Origin of the sequence: Enterobacter chuandaensis (assembly GCF_003594915.1) — a bacterium.
Classification (GTDB): Bacteria; Pseudomonadota; Gammaproteobacteria; order Enterobacterales; family Enterobacteriaceae; genus Enterobacter; species Enterobacter chuandaensis.
On the sequence record NZ_QZCS01000008.1, the window covers coordinates 173,968 to 189,669 of the forward strand.

Annotated in this window: 20 protein-coding genes; 14 read left to right on the top strand and 6 right to left on the bottom strand. The window is 54.1% G+C overall.

The window, feature by feature from the left end:
* Entirely contained in the window at positions 1-633 is a 633-nt protein-coding gene (gene crp, locus D5066_RS14490; protein ID WP_000242758.1) for a cAMP-activated global transcriptional regulator CRP, read from the bottom strand.
* Positions 634-944: 311 nt separating this feature from the next.
* Between crp and D5066_RS14495 the strand changes: the two genes are divergently transcribed.
* Positions 945-1,349 carry an OsmC family protein gene (locus tag D5066_RS14495; RefSeq protein ID WP_119916361.1) on the top strand — a complete coding sequence of 135 codons (405 nt, stop codon included), beginning with the start codon at positions 945-947 and terminating at the stop codon, positions 1,347-1,349.
* Positions 1,350-1,415: 66 nt separating this feature from the next.
* Here the strand turns inward: D5066_RS14495 and D5066_RS14500 are convergent, their stop codons facing one another.
* The 4 genes from D5066_RS14500 to D5066_RS14515 form a co-directional block, all read right to left on the bottom strand.
* Positions 1,416-2,285: a phosphoribulokinase gene (locus D5066_RS14500; RefSeq protein WP_080329020.1), complete on the bottom strand. Its 870-nt coding sequence runs from the start codon at positions 2,283-2,285 to the stop codon at positions 1,416-1,418.
* Between the two features lie 30 nt (positions 2,286-2,315).
* Positions 2,316-2,534 (bottom strand): YheU family protein, encoded by a 219-nt coding sequence (locus D5066_RS14505; RefSeq protein WP_013099053.1) that lies wholly within the window; start codon positions 2,532-2,534, stop codon positions 2,316-2,318.
* Positions 2,531-3,553 (bottom strand): hydrolase, encoded by a 1,023-nt coding sequence (locus D5066_RS14510; protein ID WP_119916362.1) that lies wholly within the window; start codon positions 3,551-3,553, stop codon positions 2,531-2,533. Before D5066_RS14510 ends, D5066_RS14505 begins: the two co-directional genes overlap by 4 nt.
* Positions 3,554-3,665: 112 nt before the next feature.
* Positions 3,666-5,570 (bottom strand): ABC transporter ATP-binding protein, encoded by a 1,905-nt coding sequence (locus D5066_RS14515; protein ID WP_080329018.1) that lies wholly within the window; start codon positions 5,568-5,570, stop codon positions 3,666-3,668.
* Positions 5,571-5,708: 138 nt separating this feature from the next.
* Here D5066_RS14515 and kefG point away from each other — a divergent pair, with 138 nt between their 5' ends.
* The 4 genes from kefG (at position 5,709) to slyD (ending at position 8,965) form a co-directional block, all read left to right on the top strand.
* Complete coding sequence (gene kefG / locus D5066_RS14520) at positions 5,709-6,260, top strand: glutathione-regulated potassium-efflux system ancillary protein KefG (protein ID WP_006812200.1); 552 nt, start codon at positions 5,709-5,711, stop codon at positions 6,258-6,260.
* The gene (gene kefB, locus D5066_RS14525; protein WP_119916363.1) at positions 6,261-8,066 is read left to right on the top strand and encodes a glutathione-regulated potassium-efflux system protein KefB; all 1,806 of its coding nucleotides are present in this window, start codon (positions 6,261-6,263) and stop codon (positions 8,064-8,066) included.
* Positions 8,067-8,079: 13 nt separating this feature from the next.
* The gene (locus D5066_RS14530; protein WP_003861689.1) at positions 8,080-8,280 is read left to right on the top strand and encodes a YheV family putative zinc ribbon protein; all 201 of its coding nucleotides are present in this window, start codon (positions 8,080-8,082) and stop codon (positions 8,278-8,280) included.
* Positions 8,281-8,374: 94 nt separating this feature from the next.
* Positions 8,375-8,965: a peptidylprolyl isomerase gene (slyD, locus tag D5066_RS14535; RefSeq protein ID WP_003861691.1), complete on the top strand. Its 591-nt coding sequence runs from the start codon at positions 8,375-8,377 to the stop codon at positions 8,963-8,965.
* A 51-nt stretch (positions 8,966-9,016) separates the two neighbouring features.
* On the opposite strand, the gene D5066_RS14540 is transcribed toward slyD, so the two are convergent.
* Complete coding sequence (locus D5066_RS14540) at positions 9,017-9,235, bottom strand: protein SlyX (RefSeq protein WP_008503009.1); 219 nt, start codon at positions 9,233-9,235, stop codon at positions 9,017-9,019.
* Positions 9,236-9,473: 238 nt separating this feature from the next.
* Here D5066_RS14540 and fkpA point away from each other — a divergent pair, with 238 nt between their 5' ends.
* The 9 genes from fkpA to D5066_RS14585 form a co-directional block, all read left to right on the top strand.
* The gene (gene fkpA / locus D5066_RS14545; protein WP_080329016.1) at positions 9,474-10,292 is read left to right on the top strand and encodes an FKBP-type peptidyl-prolyl cis-trans isomerase; all 819 of its coding nucleotides are present in this window, start codon (positions 9,474-9,476) and stop codon (positions 10,290-10,292) included.
* 166 nt (positions 10,293-10,458) lie between these two features.
* Positions 10,459-11,181 (top strand): helix-turn-helix transcriptional regulator, encoded by a 723-nt coding sequence (locus D5066_RS14550; RefSeq protein WP_003861697.1) that lies wholly within the window; start codon positions 10,459-10,461, stop codon positions 11,179-11,181.
* Positions 11,181-11,567 (top strand): sulfurtransferase complex subunit TusD, encoded by a 387-nt coding sequence (tusD, locus tag D5066_RS14555; protein WP_119916364.1) that lies wholly within the window; start codon positions 11,181-11,183, stop codon positions 11,565-11,567. Before D5066_RS14550 ends, tusD begins: the two co-directional genes overlap by 1 nt.
* Positions 11,567-11,926: a sulfurtransferase complex subunit TusC gene (gene tusC, locus D5066_RS14560; RefSeq protein ID WP_119916365.1), complete on the top strand. Its 360-nt coding sequence runs from the start codon at positions 11,567-11,569 to the stop codon at positions 11,924-11,926. Before tusD ends, tusC begins: the two co-directional genes overlap by 1 nt.
* Before the next feature lie 7 nt (positions 11,927-11,933).
* Positions 11,934-12,221, top strand: coding sequence for a sulfurtransferase complex subunit TusB (tusB, locus tag D5066_RS14565; RefSeq protein ID WP_041911943.1), 288 nt, complete (start codon positions 11,934-11,936; stop codon positions 12,219-12,221).
* 124 nt (positions 12,222-12,345) lie between these two features.
* On the top strand, positions 12,346-12,720 hold the full coding sequence (rpsL, locus tag D5066_RS14570) for a 30S ribosomal protein S12 (protein ID WP_000246815.1): 375 nt from the start codon (positions 12,346-12,348) through the stop codon (positions 12,718-12,720).
* A 96-nt stretch (positions 12,721-12,816) separates the two neighbouring features.
* Positions 12,817-13,287: a 30S ribosomal protein S7 gene (rpsG, locus tag D5066_RS14575; protein ID WP_003861706.1), complete on the top strand. Its 471-nt coding sequence runs from the start codon at positions 12,817-12,819 to the stop codon at positions 13,285-13,287.
* Positions 13,288-13,383: 96 nt separating this feature from the next.
* Positions 13,384-15,498 carry an elongation factor G gene (fusA, locus tag D5066_RS14580; protein WP_028014637.1) on the top strand — a complete coding sequence of 705 codons (2,115 nt, stop codon included), beginning with the start codon at positions 13,384-13,386 and terminating at the stop codon, positions 15,496-15,498.
* A 69-nt stretch (positions 15,499-15,567) separates the two neighbouring features.
* Positions 15,568-15,702, top strand: a 135-nt coding sequence (locus tag D5066_RS14585) for a GTP-binding protein (protein WP_009484166.1), incomplete at its 3' end; no start/stop codon positions are given.

The window sequence follows — 15,702 nt, forward strand, 5'->3', positions numbered from 1 at the left end:
TTAACGGGTTCCGTAAACCACGATGGTTTTACCGTGGGCGGAGATCAGGTTTTGATCTTCCAGCATTTTCAGAATACGGCCCACTGTTTCGCGTGAGCAACCGACGATCTGACCGATTTCCTGACGGGTAATTTTAATTTGCATGCCGTCAGGGTGGGTCATCGCGTCTGGCTGTTTCGCCAGGTTCAGCAGGGTCTGCGCGATGCGGCCGGTCACGTCCAGGAAGGCGAGGTTACCCACTTTCTCTGACGTGACCTGCAGACGGCGCGCCATCTGGGAAGAAAGACGCATCAGGATGTCAGGGTTAACCTGAATCAGCTGACGGAATTTCTTGTAGGAAATTTCAGCCACTTCACATGCTGTCTTTGCACGAACCCAGGCGCTACGTTCCTGGCCTTCTTCAAACAGGCCCAGTTCACCGATAAAATCGCCCTGGTTCAGATAAGAAAGGATCATCTCTTTGCCTTCCTCATCTTTGATCAGCACTGCCACCGAGCCTTTGACGATGTAATACAACGTTTCCGCTTTTTCACCCTGGTGAATCAGCGTGCTCTTCGATGGGTACTTATGAATGTGGCAATGAGACAAGAACCATTCGAGAGTCGGGTCTGTTTGCGGTTTGCCAAGCACCATGCGCTGTTATCCTCTGTTATAAGCTGTCACCAGAGTCATCAGATGCATCCGGACTCTGGGGTTGCAATCGAATTCTTACCCATACCCTGGGAAGTCGGCTGTCGTAACGTTTCGCAGCCAGTAAAGTTTGATGTCCTCTGCATACATGTGTAACGTCAATGTATTACTGTAGCATCCTGAGTGTTTTAGCATAGCTTTCGCCGCGTGTCTCCTGGTGTCTCGCTTCAGCATGATGCAGGTCGCCTTCCATTGCGAGAAATGTAACGCACGCGTAATCTGTCACCAAAAATGCAACGTTGGAGTTAATGAATATGCAAGCGCGCGTGAAGTGGGTTGAAGGTTTAACGTTCCTGGGCGAGTCCGCATCAGGGCACCAGGTTTTGATGGATGGTAACTCCGGCGATAAAGCCCCTAGCCCAATGGAAATGGTGCTGATGGCGGCAGGTGGATGCAGCGCGATTGACGTGGTGTCGATTCTGCAAAAAGGTCGTCATGACGTGACGGATTGCGAGGTTAAACTCACCTCAGAACGTCGCGAAGAGGCGCCACGCCTGTTCACCCATATTAATCTGCACTTTATCGTCACCGGCAAAGAACTGCAAGACGCGGCGGTTTCACGTGCGGTGGATCTTTCTGCGGAGAAATACTGCTCTGTGGCGTTAATGCTGGAGAAAGCGGTAAAAATCACCCATTCGTATGAAGTGATCGAGGCGTGATTCATGGGGCATCGTGCGTGTTGATGCCCTCACCCTAACCCTCTCCCACGGGGAGAGGGAACATGTTTACGCGATCTGCTTCCCTTCCATCAGTCGCTGAACCAGCGGCGTCATGATGAGCTCCATCGCCAGCCCCATTTTCCCGCCCGGTACCACTAACGTATTCATGTGCGAAATAAACGAGCCCTGCAGCATCGCCAGCAGCCAGGGGTAATCAATGCCTTCAAGATTACGGAAATGGATCACCACAAAGCTCTCATCCAGAGACGGGATACTTTTGGCGGCAAACGGGTTGGAGGTGTCCACCGTCGGCACGCGCTGGAAGTTAATGTGGGTGCGGGAGAACTGCGGCGTGAGGTAGTTGATGTAGTCTTCCATGGAACGCACCACCGAGTCCATTACCGCCTCGCGCGAATGGCCGCGCTCGCTCATGTCACGCGTCAGCTTCTGGATCCACTCCAGGTTAACAATTGGGACCACGCCGACCAGCAGATCCACGTGCCGCGCCACGTCGTGCTGAGGCGTAACCACGCCACCGTGCAATCCTTCATAAAACAGCACGTCGGTGGGTTCCGGCAGCGGTTGCCAGGGGGTAAAGGTGCCCGGCACCTGGTTCCAGGGCACGGCTTCGTCGTAGGTGTGCAGATACTTGCGGGACTGCCCGGTGCCGCTCTGCCCGTATTCACGGAATGTCTGTTCCAGCAGGCCGAAATCATTGGCTTCCGGGCCGAAGTAGCTGATGTGTTTGCCCAGATCGCGCGCCTTGCGGATCGCCATGTCCATCTCTGGCCGCGTATAGCGGTGAAAGCTGTCGCCTTCGACCTCCGCCGCACGGAGATTCAACTGGGCGAAAATCTTGCGAAATGCGAGGCTGGTGGTGGTGGTTCCCGCACCACTCGAGCCCGTAACGGCAATAATGGGATGTCTGGCAGACATAGCAACTCCCTGACTGAAAAGGTTGGAAGATCAGCCGTGAAACGCGTTGCGGGGCATGATATTGACCGTCTCATGCAGTTCTGACCACACCAGCACCACGTCGCCGCTTTTCAGCTGGCGTTTTACATCGTTGACCTTTTGCTCAAGCGAACGCTCATGTTCACCATAATCGGTGCCTTCGCGTAATACAAAGCTTTCAATCAGATTATCGAGCGTTTCGGGAGCCAGATCCTGCCAGGGAATGATCATTTTGCACCGTCCAGATAAGGAGTAAGCCAGTCAGGAATTCGCGCCTCCAGCCACATTTTCGGCCTGCGCAGCGTGCCGCCGATGAACCCGACGTGGCCGCCATGCTCGGTCAGCTGATAGTGAACGTTGTCAGGCAGGAATTCCTGCGCGGGAATAGAGTGATGGTCCATAAACGGGTCATCTTTGGCGTGAATAATCAGCGTCGGCTGCGTGATTTTGCTGAGCAGCGGCATGGCGCTGCACTGACGATAATAGTCGATGGCATCGGCGAAGCCGTGGATTTTCGCGGTGATCAGGTCGTCGAATTCGCGGATGCGGCGCACCTTTTTCAGCTGGCGCAGGCTTACCGGCAGGGTATCCGGGTAGGCCTTCAGCTTGCGCGCCGCGTTGGCTTTCAGAAGGTTGAGCAGATAGCGCTGATAGACGCGGGAAAAGCCTTTTTCCATGTGGTAGCTGCACTGCTCCAGCATAAATGGTGCGGAAACAATGACGGCGGCATTCAGCGGTACGCTGTCGCCCTCTTTAGCCAGCAGGCAGGCCAGCATATTACCACCCAGCGAGTAGCCGACGGCGGCCGTTGGCACAGTGTCGTAATTTTCCCGCAGCCAGTGTAAAAACCAGGTGCCGTCTTCGGTTTCACCCGAATGATAGATGCGTTTCTGACGATTGGGCTCGCCGCTACAGCCGCGAAAATGCATCACCACGCCGAGCCAGCCGCGCGCTTTTGCCGCCTCAATTAACCCATGTGCATACGGGCTGTGCAGGCTGCCTTCTAAACCGTGAAACACCACCAGACGCGGCTTATGACGAGCCTGCTCCGGCGCTTCGCTCCAGGCGAGATCCAGAAAGTCACCGTCGGGCAGATCGAGCCGTTGCCAGTGCGGGGTGAACTGAACCTTACGGCGAATCAGGCGAGGCAGCATGGTTTGCAGGTGGGGGTTAGCCACGCCGCGCATGGGCACGAACTCGGTGCTGTCTTCGGCTGCGATGTCGAAGTCTGATGGAATGATTTGGGTCATAAGCGCGATGCTGATTCTTGTCGGAAATTTACGATACTTTCCGAATTGTACCCCGTTTAGCCTGGATTTCCGAACCAGGGACAAATTCCGTTCGCACAACGGGGTAAATAGGTCACTCCGCCTGCAGCATCGCTTCCAGCTGTTCCTGCGCGTCCAGCCACGCCATTTCGCACTCTTCGAGGCTGGATTTGGTCTTCGCCTGCGTTTGCAGGCAGTCCGTCAGTTCAGCTTTACGGCTCTGGTCGTACAGACCGCTATCGCCCAGCTTTTCTTCAACGGTGGCAAGCGTGGCGTTGAGTTTTTCCATCTCTTTTTCAAGACGGGCAATCTCTTTACGCAGCGGCTGCGTCTGGGTGCGCAGCTCGGCTTCACGACGCTTTTGGTCTTTACGCGACTGTGCACTGTTGGCGTTGTCTTTGGCTGACTCTTCCGGCTGGTTTTCCTGCTTTTGTACGTCCGTCAGCCACTGCTGATAGTCTTCCAGATCGCCGTCGAACGGTTCGACTTTGCCGCCATGCACCAGGTAGAGATCGTCCGTGGTGGAGCGGATCAGGTGACGGTCGTGCGACACGACAACCAGCGCGCCTTCGAACTCAATCAGCGCTTCGGTCAGCGCCTGACGCATGTCGAGATCGAGGTGGTTAGTTGGTTCGTCGAGCAGCAGCAGGTTCGGTCGCTGCCAGACGATCAGCGCCAGCACCAGACGGGCCTTTTCGCCGCCGGAGAAACGCTCGGTGTTTTCGGTCACCTTATCGCCCTGGAAGCCGAAGCCGCCGAGATAGTCGCGCAGCTTCTGCTCCATCTCCTGCGGCGCCAGGCGCGACAGGTGCTGAATCGGGGATTCATCCGCGCGTAAAAATTCCAGCTGGTGCTGGGCGAAGTAGCCCAGCTTGATGCCCTTCGCCAGGCCGATTTCACCGCTTACCGGATTAAGCTCGCCCGCCAGCAGTTTAATCAGCGTCGATTTACCGGCGCCGTTACGCCCCAGCAGGCCGATACGTGAACCCGGAACCAGGTTGAGCTTGATGGAGTCGAGAATAATGCGGTCGGCATAGCCCGCGCTGACCTTTTCCATCTTCAGCAGCGGATTTGGCAGGCTTTCCGGCTCGCGGAAGCTGAAGTGGAACGGGTTATCCACGTGCGCAGGGGCAATCATCTCCATGCGTTCCAGCATCTTGATGCGGCTCTGGGCCTGCTTCGCTTTTGACGCTTTAGCTTTGAAGCGATCCACAAAGCTTTGCAGGTGCGCCACGCGCTGCTGCTGGCTTTCGTACATGGACTGTTGCTGGGCAAGACGCGTCGCGCGCTGGCGCTCAAAGGAGCTGTAGTTGCCGGTGTACTCGAACATCGTTTGTTGTTCGATATGAATGATTTTATCCACCACCGGGTCGAGGAAGTCGCGGTCGTGGGAGATGAGAATCAGAGTGCCCTGATAGCTCTTAAGCCACTTCTCGAGCCAAATAACCGCATCGAGATCGAGGTGGTTAGTCGGTTCATCGAGCAGCAGCAGGTCTGAGCGGCAGATCAGCGCCTGCGCCAGGTTGAGACGCATACGCCAGCCGCCGGAGAAGTCGCTGACCGGGCGTTCAAGCTGTTCATTGCTGAAGCCCAGGCCGTGCAGCAGGCTGGAGGCGCGGGAGCGAATGGTCCAGGCGTCGATGGCGTCCAGCTTGCCGTGAACGGTGGCGATGGCGTGACCATCGTTGCGCTCGTTCGCGGCATTGAGTTCCGCTTCGAGCTTACGGTATTCGCGATCGCCGTCGATAACATAGTCGAGCGCCGGTTCGCTCAGGGCTGGCGTCTCCTGGTTTACCCATGCGAGCTGCCAGTTCCCCGGGAAGGTAAAGTTACCGCCATCAGCGCTAATCTCGTTTTTCAGCAGCGCCAGCAGGGTGGATTTACCGCAGCCGTTTTTGCCGACCAGCCCCACTTTCTGGCCCGGGTTGATGGTAGCAGTGGCGTTATCCAGCAGGACGCGCACGCCGCGACGAATTTGTAACGAGGAGAAAACAATCATAGAAGCGCCGTATGTTCCGACTATGTTAATTTGTCATTATGATAATGTAAGGTGTGGGCCATTTTCCGCACCGGGCCGCCATGGTAGCCCAAAACAACGACGATACACAAAAACAGAAACAAGACCGGGAGGGGAATGATGTCTCAGACAGCAAAAGTGCTGCTGCTGTATGCCCATCCGGAATCTCAGGACTCGGTGGCGAACCGGGTGCTGCTTAAGCCGGCCACACAGCTCAGTAACGTAACGGTGCACGATCTCTACGCGCACTATCCTGATTTCTTTATTGATATTCCTTACGAGCAGGAACTGCTGCGTCAGCATGACGTGATCGTGTTCCAGCATCCGCTTTATACCTACAGTTGTCCGGCGCTGCTCAAAGAGTGGCTGGACCGCGTGCTGAGCCGGGGCTTCTCCAGCGGGGTGGGGGGCAACCAGCTGGCGGGAAAGTACTGGCGTAGCGTCATCACCACCGGCGAGCCTGAAAGTGCGTACCGTCACGACGGGCTGAACCGTTATCCGATGAGCGACATTTTGCGGCCTTTCGAACTGACGGCGGCAATGTGCCGTATGCACTGGATGAGCCCGATTATCGTTTACTGGGCACGGCGTCAGGATCCGAAAGCGCTGGCGAGCCACGCCAGAGCCTACGGCGAATGGCTGGCGTCACCCATTCCGGCTGGAGGTCGTTAAATGGAAGGATCGAATTTGCTCCTCGCCGGGGTGCTGTTTTTATTTGCGGCCGTCGTCGCGGTGCCGCTTGCTGCACGGATTGGTATCGGTGCGGTGTTGGGTTATCTGCTGGCGGGGATCGCGATTGGCCCCTGGGGACTGGGATTCATCAGCGATGTAGATGAGATTCTCCATTTCTCCGAGCTGGGCGTGGTGTTCCTGATGTTCATCATCGGCCTGGAGCTGAACCCCTCCAAATTGTGGCAGCTTCGACGCTCTATCTTTGGCGTGGGCGCCGCGCAGGTGCTGTTTAGCGCCGCGATTCTGGCTGGCCTGTTAATGCTGACCAACTTTTCCTGGCAGGCGGCTGTGATTGGCGGGATAGGCCTTGCGATGTCGTCGACGGCGATGGCGCTGCAGCTGATGCGCGACAAGGGGATGAACCGCAATGAGGCCGGACAGCTCGGCTTTTCGGTACTGCTGTTCCAGGATTTAGCGGTGATCCCGGCGCTGGCGCTGGTGCCGTTGCTGGCGGGGTCCGGGGACGATCACTTCGACTGGGCAAAAATCTCCATGAAGGTGCTGGCCTTCGCCGGCATGCTGATTGGCGGACGTTTCCTGTTACGTCCGGTGTTCCGCTTTATTGCCGCTTCGGGCGTGCGCGAGGTGTTTACCGCCGCGACGCTGCTGCTGGTGCTCGGCTCGGCGCTGTTTATGGACGCGCTGGGGCTGTCGATGGCGCTGGGCACCTTTATTGCCGGGGTGTTGCTGGCGGAGAGTGAATACCGGCACGAGCTGGAAATTGCCATCGATCCCTTCAAAGGTCTGCTGTTAGGCCTGTTCTTTATTTCGGTAGGAATGGCGCTCAATCTTGGCGTGCTCTATACCCATCTGCTGTGGGTTGTGGTGAGTGTTGCGATCCTGGTGGCGGTGAAAACCCTGGTGCTGTACGTCATGGCGCGTATTTACGGGCTGCGCAGTTCAGAACGCATGCAGTTTGCCAGCGTGTTAAGCCAGGGGGGCGAGTTCGCGTTTGTGCTGTTCTCCACCGCTTCCTCCCAAAAGCTGTTTAAAGATGACCAGATGGCGTTGCTACTGGTGACGGTCACGCTGTCTATGATGACCACGCCGCTGCTGATGAAGCTGGTGGATAAACTGCTGTCGCGCCGCCTGAACTCGGCTGACGGTGAAGATGAAGCGCCGTGGGTGGAAGACGATAAGCCGCAGGTGATTGTGGTGGGCTTTGGCCGTTTCGGACAGGTTATCGGCCGCCTGTTGATGGCGAACAAAATGCGCATTACGGTGCTGGAGCGCGATATTAGCGCGGTCAATCTGATGCGCAAATATGGCTATAAGGTTTACTACGGCGACGCGACCCAGCTTGAGCTTCTGCGCTCTGCCGGGGCGGAAGCCGCAGAGTCTATCGTCATCACCTGCAACGATCCGGAAGATACGATGAAGCTGGTGGAGCTGTGTCAGCAGCACTTCCCGCACCTGCATATTCTGGCGCGTGCCCGGGGACGTGTTGAAGCTCACGAACTGTTGCAGGCAGGTGTGAAACACTTCTCCCGCGAAACGTTCTCCAGCGCGCTGGAGCTGGGGCGTAAGGCGTTAATCTCCCTGGGGATGCATCCTCACCAGGCGCAGCGCGCCCAGATGCACTTCCGCCGGCTGGATATGCGAATGCTGCGCGAGCTGATACCGGTACACACCGATACGTTGCAGATCTCCCGCGTGCGGGAAGCGCGGCGCGAGCTGGAGGAGATCTTTCAGCGAGAGATGCAACAGGAACGACGCCAGCTCGATGGCTGGGATGAATTTGAATAAAGGGTAACGAAAGATGGCTGTACGTAAACGCTTTATCGCGGGTGCAAAGTGCCCGTCCTGTCAGGCTCAAGATACGCTGGCGATGTGGCGGGAAAATAATATTGATATAGTTGAGTGTGTTAAGTGCGGTCACCAGATGCGTGAAGCCGATAAAGAGGCCCGCGATCACGTTCGCAAAGAAGAGCAAGTTATCGGCATTTTTCATCCGGACTAGCGATATGCCCTGAGTTTTTTTAAGCTAAAGGGTACACGGGTGCAGATTTCCGCTACAATCTGCGCCAGCAATTTTCCCACGCTCAGGAGATATCATGAAAGTAGCAAAAGACCTGGTGGTCAGCCTGGCCTATCAGGTACGTACAGAAGACGGTGTGTTGGTTGATGAGTCTCCGGTGAGTGCGCCGCTGGACTACCTGCATGGTCACGGTTCCCTGATTTCCGGCCTGGAAACTGCGCTGGAAGGTCATGAAGTTGGCGATAAATTTGACGTTGCTGTAGGCGCGAACGACGCTTACGGTCAGTATGACGACAACCTGGTTCAGCGCGTTCCTAAAGACGTGTTCATGGGCGTTGACGAACTGCAGGTTGGCATGCGCTTCCTGGCTGAAACTGACCAGGGTCCAGTTCCTGTTGAAATCACTGAAGTTGAAGACGACCACGTTGTGGTTGACGGCAACCACATGCTGGCTGGCCAGAACCTGAAATTCAACGTAGAAGTTGTTGCGATCCGTGAAGCGACCGAAGAAGAGCTGGCTCATGGCCACGTTCACGGTGCGCACGGTCACGACCATGACCATGATCACGGCCACGACGGCTGCTGCGGTGGTCACGGCCACGACCATGGTCATGACCATGGCCACGGTAAAGGTGGTTGCGGCAACGGCGGCTGCGGTTGCCACTAATTCCGTCAAGCGGAAAATAAAAAAGCGGGAGAATCCCGCTTTTTTTACGCCTCAATAATGAGGTGGTGGCGTCTCTTCCGACTGTGAGGCAATGTTTGACGGCTGCGTAGCCTTCAGCTTTTCCGTCAGCAGGCGCATATGATCCCGCAGTTTCGCCATTTCAAGTTCGTGCGCGGTCACGGTCTGGTTAAGCTCTTCGATGGTGATGTCCTGAAAAGCCAGGCGGCTTTCCAGCTCAGCCATTCTCGCTTCTATCGTTGTGTCCTTCATCATTCACCTCGTTTATATCTGATACGCCATATTGGCCCAGCGGCGGCGCAGTTTAACTGAGTTTATCCTTAAGTGCAGTCTCTATCCCGTTGGCAAGAAACTTATTTAAACAAAAATAGTCTGAAAAGTGGCGAGAATTGGAAGTGTCTGTCTGTAGATTTCTTCCGCAACGTTTTATAGTACGTCACTCATTTACGTTTAATGCTGGGGTGAGAGACCCCAGGCCCTGGAGATATGGATGAAATCACTGTTTAAAGTAACGCTGCTGGCGACGACGATGGCTGTTGCGCTGAACGCGCCGCTGTCATTCGCTGCTGATACTGCTGCGAAGCCTGCTGCCACTGCAGACAGCAAAGCGGCGTTCAAAAATGACGACCAGAAATCCGCCTACGCACTGGGCGCATCTCTGGGCCGTTACATGGAAAACTCTCTGAAAGAACAAGAGAAACTGGGCATCAAACTGGATAAAGCCCAGCTGATCGCCGGTGTTCAGGACGCCTTTGCGGATAAGAGCAAACTGTCTGACCAGGAAATCGAACAGACTCTGCAGGCGTTCGAAGCGCGCGTGAAGGGTGCCGCGCAGACCAAGATGGAAGCGGACGCTAAAGACAACGAAGCGAAAGGCAAAGCCTACCGCGATACCTTTGCTAAAGAGAAGGGTGTGAAAACTTCCTCTACTGGCCTGGTGTACAAAGTTGAGAAAGAAGGTACCGGTGACGCACCTAAAGACAGCGACACTGTTGTAGTAAATTACAAAGGTACGCTGATCGACGGTAAAGAGTTCGACAACTCTTACACCCGTGGTGAGCCTCTTTCCTTCCGTCTGGACGGTGTGATCCCGGGCTGGACCGAAGGCCTGAAGAACATCAAAAAAGGCGGTAAGATCAAGCTGGTCATCCCACCGGATCTGGCTTACGGCAAAACCGGCGTTCCGGGTATTCCTGCTAACTCTACGCTGGTCTTTGACGTAGAACTGCTGGATATCAAACCAGCACCTAAAGCGGATGCCAAGGCAGACGCTCCGGCTGACGATAAAGCCGCTGCTGCTAAGAAGTAATGCTGAAAAAAAACCGCCGCCCTTGAGGCGGCGGTTTTTTATTGTGGGGCAGATATAATTAACACTGGAAAGCGTTATACACGCTGTATTAATTTAGTTGTCCGTGTAGATAATGAGCCTGCCCTGAAAACCTAACGACAGGCTCCTGAAAAGGAGTGTTTTTTTCATGTCCAGGTCGCTTTTAACCAACGAAACCAGTGAACTTGATTTGCTGGATCAACGTCCTTTTGACCAGACCGACTTCGATATTCTTAAATCCTATGAAGCGGTAGTGGACGGGTTAGCGATGCTCATTGGTTCCCACTGCGAAATCGTATTGCACTCCCTGCAAGATCTGAAATGTTCTGCCATCCGCATTGCTAATGGTGAGCATACTGGCCGAAAAATTGGTTCGCCAATTACCGACCTTGCATTGCGTATGTTGCATGACATGACCGGCGCGGACAGCAGCGTCTCCAAATGTTATTTCACCCGCGCCAAAAGCGGCGTGCTGATGAAATCAGAAACTATCGCGATTCGAAACCGCGAGCATCGTGTGATTGGGCTGCTGTGCATCAACATGAACCTTGATGTGCCTTTCTCGCAGATCATGAGCACTTTTATCCCGCCAGAAACGCCAGACGTTGGCTCTTCTGTTAACTTTGCTTCCTCCGTTGAGGATCTTGTGACGCAGACGCTGGAGTTCACCATTGAAGAGGTGAATGCCGACCGTAACGTATCGAACAACGCCAAGAATCGCCAGATCGTACTCAATCTCTACGAGAAAGGGATTTTCGATATTAAAGATGCCATCAACCAGGTGGCCGATCGTCTGAACATCTCCAAGCATACGGTCTACCTTTACATTCGCCAGTTCAAAAGCGGTGACTTCCTGGGGCAAGACAAGTAATGCGTTTTGCGTTAATGGTGACAGGCCCGGCGTATGGGACTCAGCAGGCCAGCAGCGCGCTGCAGTTTGCGCATGCGCTACTGGCGGCCGGACACGGGCTGGCGAGCGTCTTCTTCTATAGGGAAGGGGTGTATAACGCGAACCAGTTTACGTCACCGGCGAGCGATGAGTTTGATCTGGTTCGCGCCTGGCAGGCGTTAAACGAAACGCAGGGCGTTGAGCTGCATATCTGCGTGGCGGCGGCACTGCGTCGTGGCGTGACGGATGCAACCGAAGCCGAACGCCTGGGGTTATCGGGTGCTAACCTGCAGCCCGGATTTTCGTTGAGTGGTCTGGGCGCGCTGGCCCAGGCGGCGTTAACCTGCGACAGAGTGGTGCAATTCTGATGAAGCGTGTGGCATTTGTTTTTACTTCTGCGCCGCACGGCAGCGCCTCTGGTCGCGAAGGCCTGGATGCGCTGCTGGCAACATCGGCATTAACGGAAGATATCGGCGTCTTCTTTTTGGGGGATGGAGTGTTTCAGCTTCTGGCGGGGCAGCAGCCGCAAGCTATTCTGGCGCGCGATTACATCGCAACGTTCAAAGTGCTACCGCTTTACGATATCGAAACCTGCTATGTTTGTGCTGACTCATTAGCCGCGCGCGGTTTAAACGAGGCAACGCCTTTCGTGCTGGATGTGACGGTCCTGCCTTCTTCTGCATTGCGCGAACACCTTTCCCACTTCGACACTGTTTTGACTTTCTGAGGCTGCCATGCTCCATATTCTGAGCCATTCACCGTGGCAATGTGATATCGACACGCTGCTGAGCATGCTGCGCGAAGGTGACGATCTTCTGCTGATTCAGGATGGCGTGCTCGCTGCACTTGAAGGCGGTCGTTTCGTTGAAATTCTCACGAATGCCCCCATTACAGTCTCTGCGCTGAAAGACGATCTTGACGCGCGGGGTCTTTCTGGTCAAATTTCAGCCAAAATTGACGTGGTTGGCTATACTGATTTCGTCAATCTTACTGTAACGCACGCCAGTCAAATGAACTGGTGATTTGAGATCGCTGTATATTTCTTGACACCTTTTCGACGTAGCCCTAAAATTTCGCGTCCTCATATTGTATGAGGTCGTTTTATTACGTGTTTACGAAGCAAAAGCTAAAACCAGGAGCTATTTAATGGCAACAGTTAACCAGCTGGTACGCAAACCACGTGCACGCAAAGTTGCAAAGAGCAACGTGCCTGCGCTGGAAGCCTGCCCGCAGAAACGTGGCGTATGTACTCGTGTATATACCACCACTCCTAAAAAACCAAACTCCGCACTGCGTAAAGTATGCCGTGTGCGTTTGACTAACGGTTTCGAAGTGACTTCCTACATCGGTGGTGAAGGTCACAACCTGCAGGAGCACTCCGTGATCCTGATCCGTGGCGGTCGTGTTAAAGACCTTCCGGGTGTTCGTTACCACACCGTTCGTGGTGCGCTGGACTGCTCAGGTGTTAAAGACCGTAAGCAGGCTCGCTCCAAGTACGGCGTGAAGCGTCCTAAGGCTTAATGGTTCTCCGTTAAGTAAGGCCAAACTGATTTATCTTAATGTCAAACTAAACTCGTAGAGTTTTGGACAATCCTGAATTAACAACGGAGTATTCCCATGCCACGTCGTCGCGTCATTGGTCAGCGTAAAATTCTTCCAGATCCGAAGTTCGGATCAGAACTGCTGGCAAAATTTGTAAATATCCTGATGGTAGATGGTAAAAAATCTACTGCAGAAGCAATCGTATACAGCGCGCTGGAGACCCTGGCTCAGCGTTCTGGTAAAAATGAACTGGAAGCTTTCGAAGTCGCTCTCGACAACGTTCGCCCAACTGTAGAAGTTAAGTCCCGCCGCGTTGGTGGTTCTACTTATCAGGTTCCAGTTGAAGTTCGTCCGGTTCGTCGTAATGCCCTGGCAATGCGTTGGATCGTTGAAGCTGCTCGTAAACGCGGTGATAAATCCATGGCTCTGCGTCTGGCGAACGAACTTTCTGATGCTGCAGAAAACAAAGGTACTGCAGTTAAGAAACGTGAAGACGTTCACCGTATGGCAGAAGCCAACAAGGCGTTCGCACACTACCGTTGGTAATCCCTTCGGAGTATTAGTCACCAGGCGGGCGCTTCAGAGAAGCCGCCCGCTCTGGGTAACTTAACTGAACGCCTAAAGATATAAACGAGGAATCAAATGGCTCGTACAACACCCATCGCACGCTACCGTAACATCGGTATCAGTGCGCACATCGACGCCGGTAAGACCACTACTACCGAACGTATTCTGTTCTACACCGGTGTAAACCATAAAATCGGTGAAGTTCATGACGGCGCAGCCACCATGGACTGGATGGAACAGGAGCAGGAGCGTGGTATTACCATCACCTCCGCAGCGACTACTGCATTCTGGTCAGGTATGGCTAAGCAGTACGAACCGCATCGCGTAAACATCATCGACACCCCAGGGCACGTTGACTTCACCATCGAAGTAGAACGTTCCATGCGTGTTCTTGACGGCGCGGTAATGGTTTATTGCGCAGTTGGTGGTGTTCAGCCACAGTCTGAAACCGTATGGCGTCAGGCGAACAAATATAAAGTTCCACGCATCGCGTTCGTTAACAAAATGGACCGTATGGGTGCTAACTTCCTGAAAGTTGTTGGTCAGATCAAAACCCGTCTGGGCGCGAACCCTGTTCCGCTGCAGCTGGCAATTGGTGCTGAAGAAGGTTTCACCGGCGTTATCGACCTGGTGAAAATGAAAGCCATCAACTGGAACGACGCAGACCAGGGCGTTACCTTCGAATACGAAGATATCCCGGCTGAGATGCAGGACCTGGCTGACGAATGGCACCAGAACCTGATCGAATCCGCTGCTGAAGCTTCTGAAGAGCTGATGGAGAAATACCTGGGTGGTGAAGAACTGTCTGAAGAAGAGATCAAAAAAGCTCTGCGTCAGCGCGTTCTGAACAACGAAATCATCCTGGTAACCTGTGGTTCTGCGTTCAAGAACAAAGGTGTTCAGGCGATGCTGGATGCGGTAGTTGACTACCTGCCATCCCCGGTTGACGTTCCTGCGATCAACGGCATCCTGGACGACGGTAAAGACACTCCGGCCGAGCGTCACGCAAGTGATGACGAGCCGTTCTCTGCACTGGCGTTCAAAATTGCTACCGACCCATTCGTGGGTAACCTGACCTTCTTCCGCGTTTACTCTGGTGTGGTTAACTCCGGCGACACCATCCTGAACTCCGTGAAAGCGGCGCGTGAACGTTTTGGCCGTATCGTACAGATGCACGCTAACAAACGTGAAGAGATCAAAGAAGTTCGTGCGGGCGACATCGCTGCAGCTATCGGTCTGAAAGACGTGACCACTGGTGACACCCTGTGTGACCCGGATCACCCGATCATTCTGGAGCGTATGGAATTCCCTGAGCCGGTAATCTCCATCGCGGTTGAACCAAAAACCAAAGCTGACCAGGAAAAAATGGGTCTGGCTCTGGGCCGTCTGGCGAAAGAAGACCCATCATTCCGCGTATGGACTGATGAAGAATCTAACCAGACCATCATCGCTGGTATGGGTGAACTGCACCTGGACATCATCGTTGACCGTATGAAACGTGAATTCAACGTTGAAGCGAACGTGGGTAAACCTCAGGTTGCTTACCGCGAAGCGATTCGCGCGAAAGTTACCGATGTTGAAGGTAAACACGCTAAGCAGTCTGGTGGTCGCGGTCAGTACGGTCACGTTGTGATCGACATGTACCCACTGGAGCCGGGCTCTAATCCGAAAGGTTACGAGTTCATCAACGACATCAAAGGTGGTGTAATTCCTGGTGAATACATCCCAGCCGTTGATAAAGGCATCCAGGAACAGCTGAAAGCGGGCCCTCTGGCTGGCTATCCGGTTGTTGACATGGGTATCCGTCTGCACTTCGGTTCTTACCACGACGTTGACTCCTCTGAACTGGCGTTTAAACTGGCTGCGTCTATTGCCTTTAAAGAAGGCTTTAAGAAAGCAAAACCAGTTCTGCTTGAGCCAATCATGAAGGTTGAAGTAGAAACTCCTGAAGAGAACACCGGTGACGTTATCGGTGACTTGAGCCGTCGTCGCGGTATGCTGCGTGGTCAGGAATCCGAAGTAACTGGCGTTAAGATCCACGCTGAAGTTCCGCTGTCTGAAATGTTCGGATATGCAACTCAGCTGCGTTCTCTGACCAAAGGTCGTGCATCATACACCATGGAATTCCTGAAGTATGATGATGCGCCTAACAACGTTGCTCAGGCCGTTATTGAAGCCCGTGGTAAGTAATCCACAGGATTAAAACCTAAGTCCCGTGCTCTCTCCAGAGGGGAGAGCACTATAGTAAGGAATATAGCCGTGTCTAAAGAAAAATTTGAACGTACAAAACCGCACGTCAACGTTGGTACTATCGGCCACGTTGACCATGGTAAAACTACCCTGACCGCTGCAATCACTACCGTTCTGGCTAAAACCTACGGTGGTTCTGCTCGT

Excerpts from the sequence above, each read along its gene's own strand:
- crp (WP_000242758.1), bottom strand. The coding sequence starts at position 633 with ATGGTGCTTGGCAAACCGCAAACAGACCCGACTCTCGAATGGTTCTTG.
- D5066_RS14495 (WP_119916361.1), top strand. The coding sequence starts at position 945 with ATGCAAGCGCGCGTGAAGTGGGTTGAAGGTTTAACGTTCCTGGGCGAG.
- D5066_RS14500 (WP_080329020.1), bottom strand. The coding sequence starts at position 2,285 with ATGTCTGCCAGACATCCCATTATTGCCGTTACGGGCTCGAGTGGTGCG.
- D5066_RS14505 (WP_013099053.1), bottom strand. The coding sequence starts at position 2,534 with ATGATCATTCCCTGGCAGGATCTGGCTCCCGAAACGCTCGATAATCTG.
- D5066_RS14510 (WP_119916362.1), bottom strand. The coding sequence starts at position 3,553 with ATGACCCAAATCATTCCATCAGACTTCGACATCGCAGCCGAAGACAGC.
- D5066_RS14515 (WP_080329018.1), bottom strand. The coding sequence starts at position 5,570 with ATGATTGTTTTCTCCTCGTTACAAATTCGTCGCGGCGTGCGCGTCCTG.
- kefG (WP_006812200.1), top strand. The coding sequence starts at position 5,709 with ATGTCTCAGACAGCAAAAGTGCTGCTGCTGTATGCCCATCCGGAATCT.
- kefB (WP_119916363.1), top strand. The coding sequence starts at position 6,261 with ATGGAAGGATCGAATTTGCTCCTCGCCGGGGTGCTGTTTTTATTTGCG.
- D5066_RS14530 (WP_003861689.1), top strand. The coding sequence starts at position 8,080 with ATGGCTGTACGTAAACGCTTTATCGCGGGTGCAAAGTGCCCGTCCTGT.
- slyD (WP_003861691.1), top strand. The coding sequence starts at position 8,375 with ATGAAAGTAGCAAAAGACCTGGTGGTCAGCCTGGCCTATCAGGTACGT.
- D5066_RS14540 (WP_008503009.1), bottom strand. The coding sequence starts at position 9,235 with ATGAAGGACACAACGATAGAAGCGAGAATGGCTGAGCTGGAAAGCCGC.
- fkpA (WP_080329016.1), top strand. The coding sequence starts at position 9,474 with ATGAAATCACTGTTTAAAGTAACGCTGCTGGCGACGACGATGGCTGTT.
- D5066_RS14550 (WP_003861697.1), top strand. The coding sequence starts at position 10,459 with ATGTCCAGGTCGCTTTTAACCAACGAAACCAGTGAACTTGATTTGCTG.
- tusD (WP_119916364.1), top strand. The coding sequence starts at position 11,181 with ATGCGTTTTGCGTTAATGGTGACAGGCCCGGCGTATGGGACTCAGCAG.
- tusC (WP_119916365.1), top strand. The coding sequence starts at position 11,567 with ATGAAGCGTGTGGCATTTGTTTTTACTTCTGCGCCGCACGGCAGCGCC.
- tusB (WP_041911943.1), top strand. The coding sequence starts at position 11,934 with ATGCTCCATATTCTGAGCCATTCACCGTGGCAATGTGATATCGACACG.
- rpsL (WP_000246815.1), top strand. The coding sequence starts at position 12,346 with ATGGCAACAGTTAACCAGCTGGTACGCAAACCACGTGCACGCAAAGTT.
- rpsG (WP_003861706.1), top strand. The coding sequence starts at position 12,817 with ATGCCACGTCGTCGCGTCATTGGTCAGCGTAAAATTCTTCCAGATCCG.
- fusA (WP_028014637.1), top strand. The coding sequence starts at position 13,384 with ATGGCTCGTACAACACCCATCGCACGCTACCGTAACATCGGTATCAGT.